We start from the raw sequence: 15,245 nt of genomic DNA, 5'->3' as shown, positions 1-15,245 counted from the left end.
ACGGCCTCGTTCGGGCTGTTGCCGGGGTCACGTTTCCGACTGGACGACAGGCCGAAAATCAGTGGTGAGTGAGTGACTCACTCAGTTACAGTTCCTCCCCGTGACAGCACAGCGCAACAGCGGCGCGGCGGATCCCCCGGAGGGCGGGCCGGCACAGTGCCCCGCCAAGCGGGCCCGGCCACTGCCGCCGGACGAACGCCGGGCGGCGCTGATCGCCGCCACGCTGCCACTGGTGAGCGAGTACGGGATGAAGGTCAGCACCCGGCAGATCGCCGAGGCGGCCGGGGTCGCCGAGGGCACCATCTTCCGCGTCTTCCCGGACAAGGACTCGTTGATCCAGGCGGCCGTTCGGACCGCGCTCGATCCCGTCGAGCCGCTGGCCGAGTTGGCGGCCGTGGACCGGTCGCAGCCGCTGCGCGAGCGCCTCATCGAGGCGGTCGGTGTCATGCAACGACGCCTGATCGGTGTGATCAACCTGCTGATCGCGATCGGTGTGCACTCGCCGCCGGTGCCGAAGGACCACGAGGAGTACCGCGCCAAGCTTCGGGCGCCGAGGGAGCAGATCCTGGAACTGACCGCCGACCTGCTGCGGCCGGACCAGGACCAGTTCCGCCACCCGGTAGAGGAGGTGGCCCGGCTGCTGCAGCTCATCCTCTTCTCGGGTTCCCATCCACTGATAACCGAGGGGCAACCGCTGGCTCCGGAGAAGATCGTTGCCCTGCTGCTCGACGGCGTGCGTCGACACCACCCGGAGCAGCCATGATCGTCAACCGCGCATTCGATACGGGGGACCACCGATGCTGATGCGACTACTACGCGGCTATCTGCGGCCGTACGCCCGACCGCTCACCGCCGTGGTACTGCTGCAACTCGTCGGCACCATGGCCTCGCTCTACCTGCCGAGCCTCAACGCCGACATCATCGACAACGGCATCGCCCGAGGCGACACCGGCTACATCGTCAGCACCGGCGGCTGGATGCTGTTGATCAGCGGGGTGCAGATCGTCTGCTCGATCGCCGCCGTCTTCTTCGGCGCGCGGACCGCGATGAGCTTCGGCCGCGACCTACGGGCCGCGATCTTCCACCGGGTGATGGGGTTCTCCGCCCGTGAGGTCGGCCAGTTCGGTGCGCCCTCGCTGATCACCCGCAACACCAACGACGTCCAGCAGGTGCAGATGCTCGTCGTGGTGACCTGCACGATGCTCGTCGCGGCCCCGATCACCCTGCTCGGCGGCGTGATCATGGCGCTCCGGGAGGACGTCGGTCTCTCCTGGCTGATGCTGGTCTGCGTACCGGTGCTGGTGCTGGCCATCGGCCTGGTGATCCGCCGGATGGTGCCGCAGTTCCGGCTGATGCAGACCCGCATCGACACCGTGAACCGGGTACTGCGGGAGCAGATCACCGGCATCCGGGTGGTCCGGGCGTTCGTCCGGGAACCGTACGAGACCCGGCGGTTCGACGCGGCGAACGGCGACCTGACCGCCACCGCGCTCCAGGTCGGCCGGCTGATGGCGTTGGTCTTCCCGATCGTGATGCTGGTGCTCAACGCGTCCAGCGTCGCGGTGCTCTGGTTCGGTGCCTCCCGGATCGACTCCGGACAGATCCAGATCGGTGCGCTGACCGCCTTCCTGACCTACCTGATGTTCATCCTGATGTCCGTCATGATGGCGACCTTCATGCTGATCATGGTGCCGAGGGCGGCGGTCTGCGCCGAGCGGATCACCGAGGTGCTCGACACCAGTTCCTCCGTCGTGCCGGCCCCGCGACCGGTGACCGAGGTACAGGCCCACGGTGACCTGGAACTGCGGGACGTCCGGTTCCAGTACCCGGGCGCGGCGGCGCCGGTGCTCCGGGACATCTCGTTCCGGGCCCGGGCCGGGGAGACGACCGCGATCATCGGCAGCACCGGCGCGGGCAAGACCACCCTGTTGGGGCTGGTGCCCAGGCTCTTCGACGTCACCGGCGGTGCGGTGCTGGTCGACGGCGTCGACGTCCGGGAACTCGACGCGGACCTGCTCTGGGAGCGGATCGGCCTGGTACCGCAGCGGCCGTACCTCTTCACCGGAACAGTGGCCAGCAACCTTCGGTACGGAAAGCCGGACGCGACCGACGAGGAACTCTGGACCAGCCTGGAGATCGCCCAGGCCCGGGACTTCGTCGAGGCGCTGCCGGAAGGGCTGGACGCTCCGGTGGCACAGGGCGGAACGAACCTGTCCGGTGGACAGCGGCAGCGGCTCGCGATCGCCCGTGCCCTGGTACGCAAACCGGAGATCTACCTCTTCGACGACTCGTTCTCGGCGCTCGACCTCGGCACCGACGCCCGGCTGCGGGCGGCGCTGCGCCCGGTCACGGCCGACGCCGCAGTGGTGATCGTGGCTCAGCGGGTCTCCACGATCATCGACGCCGACCAGATCATCGTGCTGGAGAACGGGTCGATCGTCGGTGCCGGACGGCACGAGGAACTTCTGGAGAGTTGTACGACGTACGCCGAGATCGTCGAGTCCCAGTTGACCGTGGCGGTGCGGTCATGAGCGAGCGGAACACCGGGATGGACGGACAGAGGACCGGCATGAACGGACGGAACACCGGCGCCGACGACCAGCCGGCGGACGAGCAGACCCGGAGTGCGGAGATGAACCAGAAGACGGCCCGGACAACTCCGGCACGGCTGCCGTCCGGCGGCCCCCGGGGCGGCCCGCCCTGGGGGAACGTCGGGATGCCGACCGAGAAGTCGATGAACTTCGGCCCGTCGGCCCGGCGGTTGATGGGCCGGCTCCGGCCGCAGCGCGTACACCTGGTCGCGGTCATCCTGCTGGCGATCGTCAGCGTGGCATTCTCCGTCATCGGGCCGAAGATCCTCGGGCACGCCACCGACCTGATCTTCTCCGGGTTGATCGGCAAACAGTTGCCGGCCGGGGTGACCGCCCAGCAGGCCGCCGACAACGCCCGCGCGGCCGGCAACGGCAGTTTCGCCGACATGCTGGAGAAGATGGACGTCCTGCCGGGCGTCGGCATCGACTTCGGCCGGCTCGGCCAGGTCCTGCTGCTGGCGATGTGCCTGTTCCTCGCCGCCAGCCTGCTCGGCTGGTTGCAGGGGTACATCCTGAACGGTGCCGTGCAGAACACCGTCCGGCAGTTGCGGGCCGACGTCGAGGACAAGCTCAACCGGCTGCCGCTGCCGTACTTCGACGGCCAGCCCAGGGGCGAACTGCTCAGCCGGGTCACCAACGACATCGACAACATCTCGCAGAGCCTGCAACAGACGTTGAGTCAGCTCCTCACCTCGCTGCTCACCGTCGTCGGCGTGGTCGTGATGATGTTCGTGATCTCGCCGCTGCTCGCCCTCGTCGCCCTGGTCGCCGTGCCACTGTCGGTGCTGGTGACGAAGCAGATCGCGACGCGGTCACAGAAGCAGTTCATCGCGCAGTGGCAGCACACCGGAGCGTTGAACGGCCAGATCGAGGAGGCGTTCACCGGGCACGAGCTGGTCAAGGTCTTCGGCCGGCACCGCGAGGTCGAGGCGGCCTTCGGCACCAAGAACGACGAGCTGTTCAAGGCGAGCTTCGGGGCGCAGTTCGTCTCGGGCATCATCATGCCGTCGATGATGTTCATCGGGAACCTGAGCTATGTGGTGATCGCGGTGATCGGCGGCCTGCGGGTCGCCTCCGGGGCGATGACGCTCGGCGACGTCCAGGCGTTCATCCAGTACTCCCGGCAGTTCACCCAGCCGCTCACCCAGGTCGCGTCGATGGCGAACCTGCTGCAGTCCGGGGTCGCCTCGGCGGAACGGGTCTTCGACGTACTGGACGCGCGGGAGCAGAGCTCGGACCCGGCCGCGCCGGCCCGGCTCACCGACCGGCACGGCCGGGTCGAGTTCGAGCACGTCTCCTTCCGGTACGAGCCGGAAAAGCCGCTGATCGACGACCTGTCCCTGGTGGCCGAGCCCGGACACACGGTGGCGATCGTCGGGCCGACCGGCGCCGGCAAGACCACCCTGGTCAACCTGATCATGCGGTTCTACGAGCTCGACGCCGGACGCATCACCCTGGACGGTGTCGACCTCACCCAGTTGCGCCGGGACACCCTGCGCGGCGAGATCGGCATGGTGCTCCAGGACACCTGGCTGTTCGGCGGCACGATCCGGGACAACATCGCGTACGGCAACCCGGAGGCGAGCGAGGAGCAGATCGTCGCGGCGGCGAAGGCGACCTTCGTCGACCGGTTCGTCCAGAGCCTGCCGGACGGCTACGACACCGTCATCGACGAGGAGGGCAACAACGTCAGCGCGGGCGAGAAGCAGCTCATCACCATCGCCCGGGCGTTCCTGTCCGACCCGTCGCTGCTGATCCTGGACGAGGCGACGAGTTCGGTGGACACCCGTACCGAGGTGCTGTTGCAGCGGGCGATGGCCGCACTTCGGGAGGACCGGACCAGCTTCGTGATCGCGCACCGGCTGTCGACCATCCGGGACGCCGACCTGATCCTGGTGATGGAGAGCGGCCGGATCGTCGAGCAGGGCACCCACGACGAGCTGCTGGCCGCCGAGGGGGCGTACCACCGGCTCTACCACGCGCAGTTCTCGCAGCCGGCGGTCGACGTGGAACCGGCCGTGGTGGCCGGGCCGGGCGGCGTACCCGCCGGAGCGCCCCGACAGCGGGGGTGACGGACGACGGACGAGCCGAAGCCGGCCGGGGCGCTGTCCCGGCCGGCTTCGGTACGTTGCGGGCATGAGCTCCGAGGCTGTCGGCAGGCACATGCCCCCGGTCGTGACGCTCGATGACCCGACCGCGATGATGGCCGCCGACGAGCACCACCGGTACGAGATCAGCCCCGAGGGAGTTCTCTCGGTTATGCCGCCGCCGGGGTACGCACATGCGATCATCGCGACGCGGCTGATGGTCTGGCTCGCCGCCGCCGCCGGTGGTCCGGCCGACCGGATCGCACAGGCGGTCGGACTGCGCACCCCGGGTCGGAACGGTTGGTCCGGGGCGGGCCGCGGGAACCGGTGCTCGGCCTCGGGAGTGGATCACTCTGCCAGGGCGTGGATCTCCCGTACCACCGTTGGCCAGACGGCTCGGGGCAGGTCGTGGCCGGTGCCGGGCAGTTCCACGTACCGGGCGCCAGGCACCGCCTTGGTGATCTGTCGGCCGGCGGACCGGCGGAGCAGCGGATCGTGCTCGCCGTGCAGGACGAGGGTTGGTACCCGGAGTTCCCGCAGCCGTGGGCCGTGCCAGGAGGCGCCGGTCTGCCGGGCCTGTGCCCGGGTGTCCCGGACTCCGCTGGGCAGTCCGGCGTCGAGTTCGCGTTCCACCCGGATCCGGGTGTCCTGCTCGTCGAAGGGGTACCCGGGAGCGGCGATCGCCTGCGCCAGGGCCAGCCCGGCCGCCACGTCGCCCTCCCGGCCGGCGGGGAACCGGAAGCGCGCCAGGCGGGCCAGGAAGGGCAGTCGGACGTACCGCAGCACGGCCGCGCCTCCGGCGTCGCTCGGTACGGCGGCGAAGGAGGTCAGGGTGCGTACCCGCTCCGGATGGCGCAGCGCGGTGCGTTGGGCCACCAGGCCGCCCTGCGAGATGCCGAAGAGGTGGGCGCGCTGCCAACCGAGGGCGTCGAGCACCGCGACGGTGTCGTCGGCCATGTCCTCGGCGGTGTAGGCCGGCGACCGTCGCCGCAGCAGCGAGATGAGCGGGTTGTCGGCCGGTACGTCGTCGAAGCGCGTGGAGCCTCCGGCGTCCCGGCCGTCGAAGGCCGCCACGTGGAACCCGGCGTCGACCAGGGCCTCCACCAGGCCGTCGGGCCACCAGTACCGCGAGACTCCGAGGCCCATGACCAGCAGCAGCGGCTTCCCGCCAGCGCCGCCGAGTTCGTCGACCGCGAGGGTCACGTCGCCGTTGCGTGCGTTCCGGGGCGTCCTGGCCATTCCAACCTCCGTACGGCAGCGACTTCGAGAACGGTGTTCGCAAATAACGATAGCAGCGTTGGTACGGTGAGCCGACCAACGGGAGGGAATGGATGGACGCAGCGGAACCGGTGCTCCCGGTATGGCTCCGGGAACGTCGAGCCGGTGTGGGCCGGCCGGCGGAGCGTTCCCGGGCCGAGGTGACCGCCGCGGCGGTCGCACTGGCCGACGGGGAAGGTCTGGCGGCCGTCACCATGCGCCGCGTCGCCGCGCGGTTGGGCACCGGAGCGGCGTCGCTCTACCGGTACGTCACCGGTCGGGACGACCTGCTCGACCTGATGGCCGACGAGGCCGCGGCCGGCTACGACCTGCCGGCGCCGGACGGCCCGTGGGTGACCGGCCTGCTGGAGGTGGCCCGGCAGGGGCGGGCGATCATGCTTCGGCACCCCTGGCTGCCCGAACTGGTGCTCACCCGCCCCACCCTCGGCCCGCACGGCGTGGACCTGCTCGAACACGTCCTGACGCTGCTCGCGGGGCACCCGGCGGCCGCGGCGCGCAAGATGGAGGCGTTCGCCGTACTGAACACCGTCACCGCCGCATTCGCCCTCAACGAACTCGGCGCCACCGCGGGCACCCGGCAGCGGCAGGGCGCCTACCTCGCCCACGCGGTCGCGGCGGGCGGACATCCGCAGGTGGCGGCGGTGCTGGGCGGCGCCTTCCCGGCGACGGCCGCACCGGCGGAGCGCTTCGAGGAGACCCTGTCCCGGATCCTCGCCGGCCTGCTGGCACCCGACGACTGACAGTTTCAGGCGCTGTTGACGAGGGCTGGCCTCACAGAGGTCGAGCGTCAGCACCTGACGCCGTGATGGCTGCGAGAGCCGCGTCGATGGCATCATCGAGCCGTCGCGGGTCGCGCTCCACCCGGGCAATGACGTGCAGTCCCTGCAGGAGCGCGAGCAGCAGCCGGGCGTACGCGCCGCAGTCCACGTCGGCGCGGACCTCGCCGGCCCGCCGTGCGTTGATCAGTGCCTCCTCGAGGGCGGCCTCCAGTTCACCGAATGCCCGCCGGATGATCCGGCCAGCCTCCTCATCCTCGGGTAGCACTTCGGCGGCGGTGTTACCGAGCATGCAGCCGCGCCCTGGCGCGGACCTCGCCGCGTCGAGCGCCTCGGTGAGGAACTGGCGCACGCGCGACAGCGCCGGCCCGTCCACCCGGAGCGCCGTGGCGGCCTCGCGCGCATCCTCGGCGTACCGCTCGAGCGCCCGGAGGAAGAACGTGTGCTTGTCGCCGAAGGCTCCATGAAGACTGCCGGGCAGGACGCCGAGCTCGTTCTTGAGCTCACGCATCGACGTGCGGGTATATCCGCGCTGCCAGAAGACCTCCTTGGCGGCCTCGATGACCTGCCTGTCGTCGAAGGAGCGGGGTCGGCCGGTGCGTGCCATGACGCGATGCTACGTCATTTCTTGACCACTCGTCCAAGAAGAGATAGCTTGTGGGCACGTTTTTGGTCGTCTGACCAAAAATGGGCCCGAGCCACTGGAGGCACCCGTGGGACGACTCTTTCTGCACATCAACGTGTCGTTGGACGGCTACGTCAACGACGCCGACGGCGAGATCGACTGGCACTTCTCGGACGAGGAGTTCCAGCGGTACCTCGATGACCTGCTGGGCGACATCGACGGCATGATGTTCGGGCGGGTGGCCTTCGAGGAGTTGGCGGGTTACTGGCCGAACGCCGGGCCGGAAGCCTCACCTGTCCAGGTGCGCCGGATGCACGAACTGCCCAAGTACGTGCTGTCCCGCACCCTCGAACACAGCGACTGGCACAACTCCCACGTCCTCGACCGCGACCCCGCCGCCGCGATCACCGAACTGAAGCGGCAGAGCAGCCGGGACATCGCGCTCTTCGCGGGCGGCCGGGCCGCGAGCGCCGCCGCCGGGCTCGGCGTGATCGACGAGTACCGCCTCGTCGTCAACCCGGTGCTGCTCGGCGGCGGCACGCGCCTGTTCGACGGTCGGTACCCGCGCACCAACCTGCGGCTGACCGGCACCCGGCAGTTCACGTCGGGTGCGCTTCTGCTGACGTACGAGCCGGCGGCCGCTGCCGCCTGACCCGCCGCGTACCTGATGATCTAGATGCGGGCCAGCGCTGACCGCAGCGGATCCAGGCCGATCGAGCCCAGGTCGAGCGCTGCGCGGTGGAACTCCTTGAGGTCGAAGTCGGCTCCCTTGCGGGCCTTGGCGTCCGCCCGGGCCTGCAACCAGATCCGCTCGCCCACCTTGTACGACGGTGCCTGCCCCGGCCAGCCCAGGTAGCGGTTCAGCTCGAAGCGCAGGTTCTCGTCCGGCACCCGGCAGTGCGCCCGCATGAACTCCCAACCCAGCTCCGGGGTCCACCGCTCGCCCGGGTGGAATCCGAACTGGTTGTTCTGCGGGATCTCCAACTCCAGGTGCATGCCGATGTCGACGATCACCCGGGCGGCCCGGAACGCCTGCCCGTCGAGCATGCCGAGCTTGTCGCCCGGATCGGCGAGGTAACCCAGCTCGTCCATCAGGCGTTCCGAGTACAGCGCCCAGCCCTCGCCGTGTCCCGACGACCAGGAGAGCAGCCGCTGCCAGCGGTTGAGCAGGTCGGCGCGGACCTGGGTCTGGGCCACCTGGAGGTGATGACCGGGTACGCCCTCGTGGAAGACCGTGGTCACCTCGCGCCAGGTGGAGAACTCGGTGATGCCCTGCGGCACCGCCCACCACATCCGGCCGGGTCGGGAGAAGTCCTCGCTCGGGCCGGTGTAGTAGATCCCGCCGTCGCTGGTCGGCGCCAGGCAGCACTCGATCCGGCGTACCTGTTCCGGGATGTCGAAGTGGGTGCCGTGCAGTTCGGCTATCGCCTTGTCGGCGAGCGCCTGCATCCAGTCCCGGAACGCCTCCTTGCCCTGGATTTGGCGCGCCGGGTCGGCGTCCAGCGCCCGCACCGCGTCGTCGACGCTGGCGCCCGGCCCGGCGATCTCCGCCGCGACCGCGCGCATCTCGGCCTCCAGCCGGGCCAGTTCCTCGAACCCCCAGGCGTACGTCTCCGCGAGGTCGATCTTCGCGCCGAGGAAGTACTGCGAGGCGAGTTCGTACCGCTCAAGGCCGGCGGCCTGCTTGGTCCGGCCGAGGGGAGCGAGTTCCTCCCGCAGGAAGCGCCCGAACTGTGCGGTCGAGGCGGTGGCGGCGGCCGCTCCCCGACGCAGTTCGGCGGCGAGGGCACCATCGGCGGGCAGCCGCTCGACCAGAGCGTGGAAGAAGTTGTCGCCGTCCGGGTCGGTCCAGACGTCACACTGCTTGGCGACCTCGACGATCTGGGCCTGGGAACTGACGTGGCCCGCCTCGGCGGCGGTACGCAGCGTCGTCTTGTACGCCTCCACCGCCCCGGCGAACAGGCCGAGCCGGGCGGCGATGTTACCGACCGCCTCCGCGCCCTCGGTCGGCATCAGGTCGAAGACCTGCCGGAGTTCGTGCAGCCCGCTGGCGATGACGTTGAGTTCGCTGGTCGACTCGCCGGCGTCGTACCTGGCGAGTTCCAGGTTCAGTCGCTCCTGCATCGCCTCCTTGGCGGTCCGTTCCGCCTCGGAGTCCGGCTCGGTGGCGTCGAGCGCGGTGAGCGTACGCCGGGTCAGGTCGGCCTGGGCGGCGAAACCGTCGGGTGAGAGATCCCCGAGTTGGTCGTCGTGTCCGCCGATGCCGACGAAGGTGGCGCCGGTCGGATTGAGTCGCGCCCAGTCGTCGACGTAGCGGTCGGCCAGCTCGTTGATTCTTCCCACGGCACGACCCTACGTGATCCGTGCCGTCCCGTTCATCCGTGTTACCGGCAGGTATTACGGTCCACCCCACGGATAGTGCCGCGCCGGGACTGGATCAGGGCAGCAGTTCGCGCGGATCGAAGTCGATCTCGAACGGGTGGTCGGCCCGGAGTCGCTGCCCGGCGACCGCCTCGGCGGTGCGCTGGTACTCGCCGTCGACCAGGGTGAAGACCTCGACGGAGGCGTGCCGGAGCCGTCGGACGATCTCCACCCGCATGAAGTACGGAACACCGCCCTCGGCACATCGTCGCGGCTTGTCGACGAAGTTCTGCTTCCGGCTGCCGGCGGAGACGAACTCGATCGCCAGGGTGCAGAGCCGGACCGGCACCCACTTGTCCTCCTCGTCGGTCTGCGGAAGCGCGTGCAGGATCGTGACGTCCGGCTGGATCCACTGCTTCAGCTCGAACGTGAGGTTGACCGGCCCCTAGACGTAGAACCCAGCGGCCTGGGCCGTGGGTCGGAGCAGGTGGGCGAGGGCCATCTCTCCGTAGCTGTTGGCGCCGACTTCTGCCGGGGCCATCACTAACCTTCCGTTGATGCACTCGTAACGTGCGGTAGGCAGTTCCGGCAGCGGAAGATAGCGGTCGGCGAGCTGGGTTGTCCACATGCCGTCGAAATCGACAAGCGGATCGAGCTGGGCCGGCATCGCCATGGGTCACCTCCTCGACGCACTCGACGGTACCAACCCCGTCCTGCGGCGTGTGTCGTCCGACACGAGGACCGGAAAGTCGCGGGACATTGTCGGACCCCTGTTGCAGAGTGTCAGGAGTGACTGCCCTTGCCACTCCTGACAAAGTTGCCTTCCGGGCCTGGTTGCCGGGCTTCTTCGCGCTCGCCGCCATCTGGGGATCGAGCTTCCTCTTCATCAAGGTCGGTATCCGGGAGATGCACCCGGTCTACGTCACCCTGGGCCGGGTCGGCGCGGGCGCGATCACCCTGCTGGTGGTGCTGGCGATCCTCCGCGAGCGGCTGCCCCGGGACCCGAAGTTGTGGCTGCACAGCACGGCGTACGCGGCGATCGGAATCGCACTGCCGTTCACCCTCTTCGGGTACGGCGAACAGCGGGTGTCGTCGATGCTCGCCGGGATCTGGAACGCGACCACCCCACTGGTGGTACTGCCGCTGGCGGTGCTGGTGTTCCGGACCGAGCGGATGACCGCCCGCCGGGGCGTCGGCCTGGGGCTGGGCTTCGTCGGGGTGCTGGTGGTGCTCGGCGTGTGGCAGGGCATCGGCGGTGCCCACTTCACCGGGCAACTGCTCTGCCTCGCGGCGGCGGCGTGTTACGGCGTGGCGATTCCGTACCAGAAGCGGTTCTTCGCCGGCCGACCCGAATCCGGCCTCGCGCTCTCCGCCGGGCAGCTGCTGATGGCGACGGCGCAGCTCGCGATCGTCGCGCCGCTGATCGCCGGCGCCCCGCCGGTCCCGACCCGGCTCTCCGGCGAGGTGATCGCCAGTGTCCTGGCGCTGGGTGCGCTCGGCACCGGCCTGGCCTTCGTGATCAACATGCGCAACATCCGGCTGGCCGGGGCGAGCACCGCCTCGACGGTCACCTACGTCATCCCGATCTTCGCGGTGCTGATCGGAGTCGTCGCGCTGAACGAGCACCTCGCCTGGTACCAGCCGGCGGGCGCGGCGATCGTGCTGCTCGGCGTGGCGGTATCGCAGGGCATGATCGGCACTCGGCGGCGCCGCCGGGAGATCCCGACTCCGATGGCGCCGCTGAGCGAATCAGTCCGGGTGTGAGGCGGTCCAGTCCAGCAGTTGCTCGGCCGGCCAGGTGTTGACGACCCGGTCGGCCGGTACGCCGCACCGGGCGGCCCGTTCGCATCCGAACCCCTGCCAGTCGAGCTGACCCGGCGCGTGTGCGTCGGTGTCGATCGCGAACAGGCAGTCGGCCTCCACCGCCAGCCGGATCAGCCGCTTCGGCGGGTCCTGCCGCTCCGGACGGGAGTTGATCTCCACGGCCTTGCCGTACTCCGCACAGGCGGCGAAGACCGCGTCGGCGTCGAACTCGCTCGGCGGTCGGGTACGGGCGCGGTGGCCCCGGTCCCCGGCGCCGGTCACCCCCGGCGGCCGGGCCAGGACCATCCGGCCCGTGCAGTGGCCGAGGATGTCCAGGTGCGGGTTGGCGATCGCGGCCAGCATCCGCCGGGTCATCCGGGCCTGCGGATCCCGCAGGTTGCTGTGCACCGAGCCGACCACCACGTCCAGCCGGGCGAGCAACTCCTCCTCCTGGTCGAGGGAACCGTCGTCGAGGATGTCGACCTCGATGCCGGTGAGGATCCGGAAACCCTCCGGCAGCGCGGCGTTGATCGCGGCGACGTGGTCGAGTTGCCGGCGTAGTCGGTCCGGGGTCAGCCCGCGTGCCACCTTCAGACGCGGGGAGTGGTCGGTCAGCACCAGATACTCGTGCCCCAGGTCGACCGCTGCCAGCGCCATCTCCTCGATCGGCGAACCGCCGTCCGACCAGTCGGAGTGGGTGTGGCAGTCGCCGCGGAGCGCGGCCCGCAGCGTTGCGGCGGCACCCTCCAGGTCGACTCCCTCGGTCGCCGTCAACCGGCGCAGGTAGACGGGTTCCTCGCCCCGCAGCGATTCGGTGACGGTGCGGGCGGTCACGTCACCGACACCGGACAGCTCGGTCAGGGTGCCCGCCCCGGCCCGCGCGGCCAGTTCCTCGGCGGGCAGTTCGGCGAGGGTCCTGGCGGCGGACCGGAACGCCCGGACCCGGTAGCTGGCCTCGTTCGCACGCTCCAGCAGAAAGGCGATCCGGCGCAGATCAGCGAGGGGGTCGCGGTCGGTCACACCGCCACACTAGTTTCCCTCCGCCGTCGATGCCGGGCATCACCGCCGTTGCGGCGCCGGTACCTGTGGGCGCGGGACCGCCGTCGGGCCGCGCCGAGTTTCTCGGAACGGCCCCGACCTGGTCGGTCGGCCGGGCGAGGTCCGCCGCTAAGGGGTTGTCGGACGCAGATCGACGTCGTACTGTCCGTGCGCCGCTTTCTCCGTCGAGTGCTACGGCCGACGGGCGGTTGCCGCATTCATGGGGAGGAAGAATCGTGGTCGCCACTTTCCGTGCGCTGGCGTCGGTGGTGATGCTCGCCGGGTTCTACGTCGTCGCGCTCGTCCAGCTCGGCGGCGCGGTGGCCCTGGTGATCTGGCTCAGCACGGTGCTGAGCAGCCTGATCGCGCTGAAGATCGCATTTCCGCTGTTCGTCGCGACGGTCGGCGCCGTCTCCGTCGCACTGTGGAAAGCCATCCGGGCCAAGCCGGAACCCGCGCCGGGGCTCACCGTCGGCCCGGACCAGGCGCCGGAACTCTGGCGTACGGTGCACGAGCTGGCCACCGTGGTGGGCACCCGGGTACCGAACGAGATCCGGCTGGTTCCCGAGGTCAACGCGGCGGTGAGCGAGGACACCAAACTGCTCGGCCTGATCAGCGGTCGGCGCATCCTCTACATCGGAATGCCGTTGCTCCAGGCGATGCGGGTGGACCAGATCCGGTCCGTACTCGCGCACGAGCTGGGCCACTACTCGGGCCGGCACACCCGGCTCGGTGCCGTCGCGTACCGGGGCCGGCTGGCGATGGGCGGCACGATCAGCCGGATCGGCCCGCGTAACCCGGTGGGCTGGGTGTTCCGGGGATACTCCCGGCTGTACCTGCTCGTCGACAACGCCGCGTCCCGTCGCCAGGAACTGGAGGCGGACCGTTCCTCCGTACAGGTCGCCGGTCGGGCCGCCGCCGCGTCCGCCCTGCGCGAGCTGCCCGTCCTCGACGCGGCCTGGGACTTCTACTTCCAGCGGTACGTCCACCCGGGCTGGCAGGCCGGGTTCGTTCCGGACGACCTCTTCGGCGGATTCAACGAGCTGATCGTCGCCCGCCAGGCGGAGCTGGACGAGATGCGGGGCGCCGAGCCCGAGGGCGGCGGCTCCCGTTGGGACACCCATCCGCCGATCGCCGAACGGATCGGCATCATCGCGACCGCACCGGACACCGCCGGTGCCTCGGACGACCGACCGGCCCGGGTACTGTTGCCGGACATCGCCGCGCTCGGCCGGCGCCTCCAGCAGGTGGTGGTCGACGCCGGGGACCGGACCATGCTGCCCTGGCCGGAGTTCACCGCCGCGATGGTCGCCGCCGGAGTGCAGCGGCAGGCCGACGCCGTCTTCCGGGCCCTCGGCCGGTTCACCGGTACGCCCGATCCCGGGCTGCCGGCCGTACTCGAACTGGTGCAGAGCGGTCGGCTGGGAGAGTTCGCCGAGCAGTTCTTTCCGAACGCGACCCGCCGGGAGGCGGCCGGGAAGTTCGCGGAGCCGATGGAGTCGCTGCTGCAGAGCGCTGCCGTCGCCTCCGGTGCGGCCCGCTGGCAGCACTCCTGGTCGGAGCCGGCCCGGTTCGTCGGCCGGAACGGTCAGCCGATGCCGCTGGCCGAGATCGCCGAGCTGGCCGTCGCGCCGCAGACCCTGCCGGAAGCCGTCGCGCGGCTCACCGCGATCGGCATCGACCCGGCGGCCGGAAAGGTGGTGCAGCGCCGGGCGGACGCGAGCGGCGCCCGGTTGCTCGCCGCGCTCGCCAACATCAAGGTGGACGGCGTCGACCACGACCTGCTGATGCTCAACCGTGGCCTGGTCTTCGTGGGCAACCCGGGCAAGGCGGACAAGGGTACGAAGCGGCTCCGGGAGCTGGTCGAGTCGGCCCCGATCGCCGAGCTGGCCAGCCGGCACCAGTTCATGCCGTTCGAGGAACTCGCCACGGCGACGGTGCACAAGCAGGTGCCGCTCAAGGCGGAACTCGTGCTGCACGACGGCCGCCGGCTGACCTTGCAGGAGGCTTGGAGCAGCGAGCTGCTGGAGAAGAACAGCCGCGACACCCTGCTGGAGGCGCTGAAGTCGTTCGGCTCGGCGGACTGAACCGACCCGGCTCGGCGGGCCGGGTGCGCTCGGCTCGCCGGACCTGGTCAGGGAGTCGTACCCTGGCGATCATGCGTACGATCGACTGGGTTGACGGTGCCGTCGAGATCATCGATCAGACCGCGTTGCCGGGCCGGCTCACGGTGCTGCGGCTCACCACCGTCGAGCAGCTGGTGGCGGCGATCCAGCGGCTCGCGGTGCGCGGCGCGCCCGCACTCGGTGTGGCCGGTGCCCTCGGGGTGGCGATGGCCGCGCGCCGGTCGCCCGACCCGGCGGCGGCGGTACGCCTGCTGGAGACCGCCCGGCCGACCGCGGTCAACCTGGCCCGGGGCGCCCGGCGGGCGGCGGCCCGGCTGCCGGAGGGTGCCGACGCGGTACTCGCCGAGGCCCTGGCGATCCGGGACGAGGAGATCGAGGCGTCCGCCGCGATGGCCACCCGGGGTGCCGACCTGTTGGTCGAGCTGTGCGGCGCCCGTCCGCGTCTGCTCACCCACTGCAACACGGGCGCGCTGGCGACGGTGGTCGGCGGTACGGCGCTGGGTGCCGTGCTGGAGCTGCACCGTCGGGACACCCTGGGCACGGTGGTGGCCAGCGAAACC

At 70.4% G+C, this 15,245-nt stretch carries 13 protein-coding genes and 1 pseudogene; 8 read left to right on the top strand and 6 right to left on the bottom strand.

Going from position 1 to position 15,245, the window contains the following annotated elements:
* Positions 1 to 100 precede the first annotated feature (100 nt).
* From I0C86_RS30720 to I0C86_RS30710, 3 genes are all read left to right on the top strand, one after another.
* The gene (locus I0C86_RS30720) at positions 101 to 763 is read left to right on the top strand and encodes a TetR/AcrR family transcriptional regulator (protein ID WP_323373952.1); all 663 of its coding nucleotides are present in this window, start codon (positions 101 to 103) and stop codon (positions 761 to 763) included.
* A gap of 34 nt (positions 764 to 797) precedes the next feature.
* Positions 798 to 2,531: an ABC transporter ATP-binding protein gene (locus I0C86_RS30715; RefSeq protein ID WP_196204812.1), complete on the top strand. Its 1,734-nt coding sequence runs from the start codon at positions 798 to 800 to the stop codon at positions 2,529 to 2,531.
* A gap of 101 nt (positions 2,532 to 2,632) precedes the next feature.
* Entirely contained in the window at positions 2,633 to 4,663 is a 2,031-nt protein-coding gene (locus I0C86_RS30710) for an ABC transporter ATP-binding protein (protein WP_196204825.1), read from the top strand.
* Between the two features lie 363 nt (positions 4,664 to 5,026).
* Here the strand turns inward: I0C86_RS30710 and I0C86_RS30705 are convergent, their stop codons facing one another.
* Complete coding sequence (locus tag I0C86_RS30705; RefSeq protein ID WP_196204811.1) at positions 5,027 to 5,917, bottom strand: alpha/beta fold hydrolase; 891 nt, start codon at positions 5,915 to 5,917, stop codon at positions 5,027 to 5,029.
* Between the two features lie 92 nt (positions 5,918 to 6,009).
* Here I0C86_RS30705 and I0C86_RS30700 point away from each other — a divergent pair, with 92 nt between their 5' ends.
* The gene (locus tag I0C86_RS30700) at positions 6,010 to 6,696 is read left to right on the top strand and encodes a TetR/AcrR family transcriptional regulator (RefSeq protein WP_196204810.1); all 687 of its coding nucleotides are present in this window, start codon (positions 6,010 to 6,012) and stop codon (positions 6,694 to 6,696) included.
* A gap of 31 nt (positions 6,697 to 6,727) precedes the next feature.
* Here I0C86_RS30700 and I0C86_RS30695 read toward each other — a convergent pair whose 3' ends face one another.
* Positions 6,728 to 7,339, bottom strand: a complete 612-nt coding sequence (locus I0C86_RS30695; RefSeq protein ID WP_196204809.1) for a TetR/AcrR family transcriptional regulator — start codon at positions 7,337 to 7,339, stop codon at positions 6,728 to 6,730.
* Between the two features lie 106 nt (positions 7,340 to 7,445).
* On the opposite strand from I0C86_RS30695, the gene I0C86_RS30690 reads away from it, so the two are divergent.
* Positions 7,446 to 8,009: a dihydrofolate reductase family protein gene (locus tag I0C86_RS30690; protein ID WP_196204808.1), complete on the top strand. Its 564-nt coding sequence runs from the start codon at positions 7,446 to 7,448 to the stop codon at positions 8,007 to 8,009.
* A gap of 20 nt (positions 8,010 to 8,029) precedes the next feature.
* On the opposite strand, the gene I0C86_RS30685 is transcribed toward I0C86_RS30690, so the two are convergent.
* The 3 genes from I0C86_RS30685 to I0C86_RS30675 all read right to left on the bottom strand — a co-directional run bounded on the left by I0C86_RS30685 (position 8,030) and on the right by I0C86_RS30675 (position 10,391).
* Positions 8,030 to 9,700, bottom strand: coding sequence for a DUF885 domain-containing protein (locus I0C86_RS30685; RefSeq protein WP_196204807.1), 1,671 nt, complete (start codon positions 9,698 to 9,700; stop codon positions 8,030 to 8,032).
* A gap of 94 nt (positions 9,701 to 9,794) precedes the next feature.
* Positions 9,795 to 10,139 carry a Uma2 family endonuclease gene (locus I0C86_RS30680; protein ID WP_196204824.1) on the bottom strand — a complete coding sequence of 115 codons (345 nt, stop codon included), beginning with the start codon at positions 10,137 to 10,139 and terminating at the stop codon, positions 9,795 to 9,797.
* A 24-nt stretch (positions 10,140 to 10,163) separates the two neighbouring features.
* Complete coding sequence (locus tag I0C86_RS30675; RefSeq protein WP_196204806.1) at positions 10,164 to 10,391, bottom strand: hypothetical protein; 228 nt, start codon at positions 10,389 to 10,391, stop codon at positions 10,164 to 10,166.
* 116 nt (positions 10,392 to 10,507) lie between these two features.
* Here I0C86_RS30675 and I0C86_RS30670 point away from each other — a divergent pair, with 116 nt between their 5' ends.
* The gene (locus tag I0C86_RS30670; protein WP_196204805.1) at positions 10,508 to 11,482 is read left to right on the top strand and encodes a DMT family transporter; all 975 of its coding nucleotides are present in this window, start codon (positions 10,508 to 10,510) and stop codon (positions 11,480 to 11,482) included.
* On the opposite strand, the gene I0C86_RS30665 is transcribed toward I0C86_RS30670, so the two are convergent.
* On the bottom strand, positions 11,468 to 12,541 hold the full coding sequence (locus tag I0C86_RS30665; protein WP_196204804.1) for a PHP domain-containing protein: 1,074 nt from the start codon (positions 12,539 to 12,541) through the stop codon (positions 11,468 to 11,470). The genes I0C86_RS30670 and I0C86_RS30665 overlap by 15 nt on opposite strands.
* A gap of 254 nt (positions 12,542 to 12,795) precedes the next feature.
* Between I0C86_RS30665 and I0C86_RS30660 the strand changes: the two genes are divergently transcribed.
* Positions 12,796 to 14,646, top strand: a complete 1,851-nt coding sequence (locus tag I0C86_RS30660) for a M48 family metallopeptidase (protein ID WP_323373950.1) — start codon at positions 12,796 to 12,798, stop codon at positions 14,644 to 14,646.
* A 71-nt stretch (positions 14,647 to 14,717) separates the two neighbouring features.
* Positions 14,718 to 15,245: pseudogene (locus I0C86_RS30655) on the top strand (S-methyl-5-thioribose-1-phosphate isomerase); the annotation flags it as partial.

Source organism: Plantactinospora alkalitolerans (genome assembly GCF_015690345.1).
Taxonomy (GTDB): Bacteria; Actinomycetota; Actinomycetes; order Mycobacteriales; family Micromonosporaceae; genus Plantactinospora; species Plantactinospora alkalitolerans.
The sequence above is the reverse complement of the archived record's forward strand: the minus strand, read 5'-3'. Positions and strand labels throughout refer to the sequence as shown.

What these genes read in the sequence shown, in the direction of transcription:
- I0C86_RS30715 (WP_196204812.1), top strand. Translation starts at nt 798, where the DNA reads ATGCTGATGCGACTACTACGCGGCTATCTGCGGCCGTACGCCCGACCG.
- I0C86_RS30710 (WP_196204825.1), top strand. Translation starts at nt 2,633, where the DNA reads ATGAACCAGAAGACGGCCCGGACAACTCCGGCACGGCTGCCGTCCGGC.
- I0C86_RS30705 (WP_196204811.1), bottom strand. Translation starts at nt 5,917, where the DNA reads ATGGCCAGGACGCCCCGGAACGCACGCAACGGCGACGTGACCCTCGCG.
- I0C86_RS30700 (WP_196204810.1), top strand. Translation starts at nt 6,010, where the DNA reads ATGGACGCAGCGGAACCGGTGCTCCCGGTATGGCTCCGGGAACGTCGA.
- I0C86_RS30695 (WP_196204809.1), bottom strand. Translation starts at nt 7,339, where the DNA reads ATGGCACGCACCGGCCGACCCCGCTCCTTCGACGACAGGCAGGTCATC.
- I0C86_RS30675 (WP_196204806.1), bottom strand. Translation starts at nt 10,391, where the DNA reads ATGGCGATGCCGGCCCAGCTCGATCCGCTTGTCGATTTCGACGGCATG.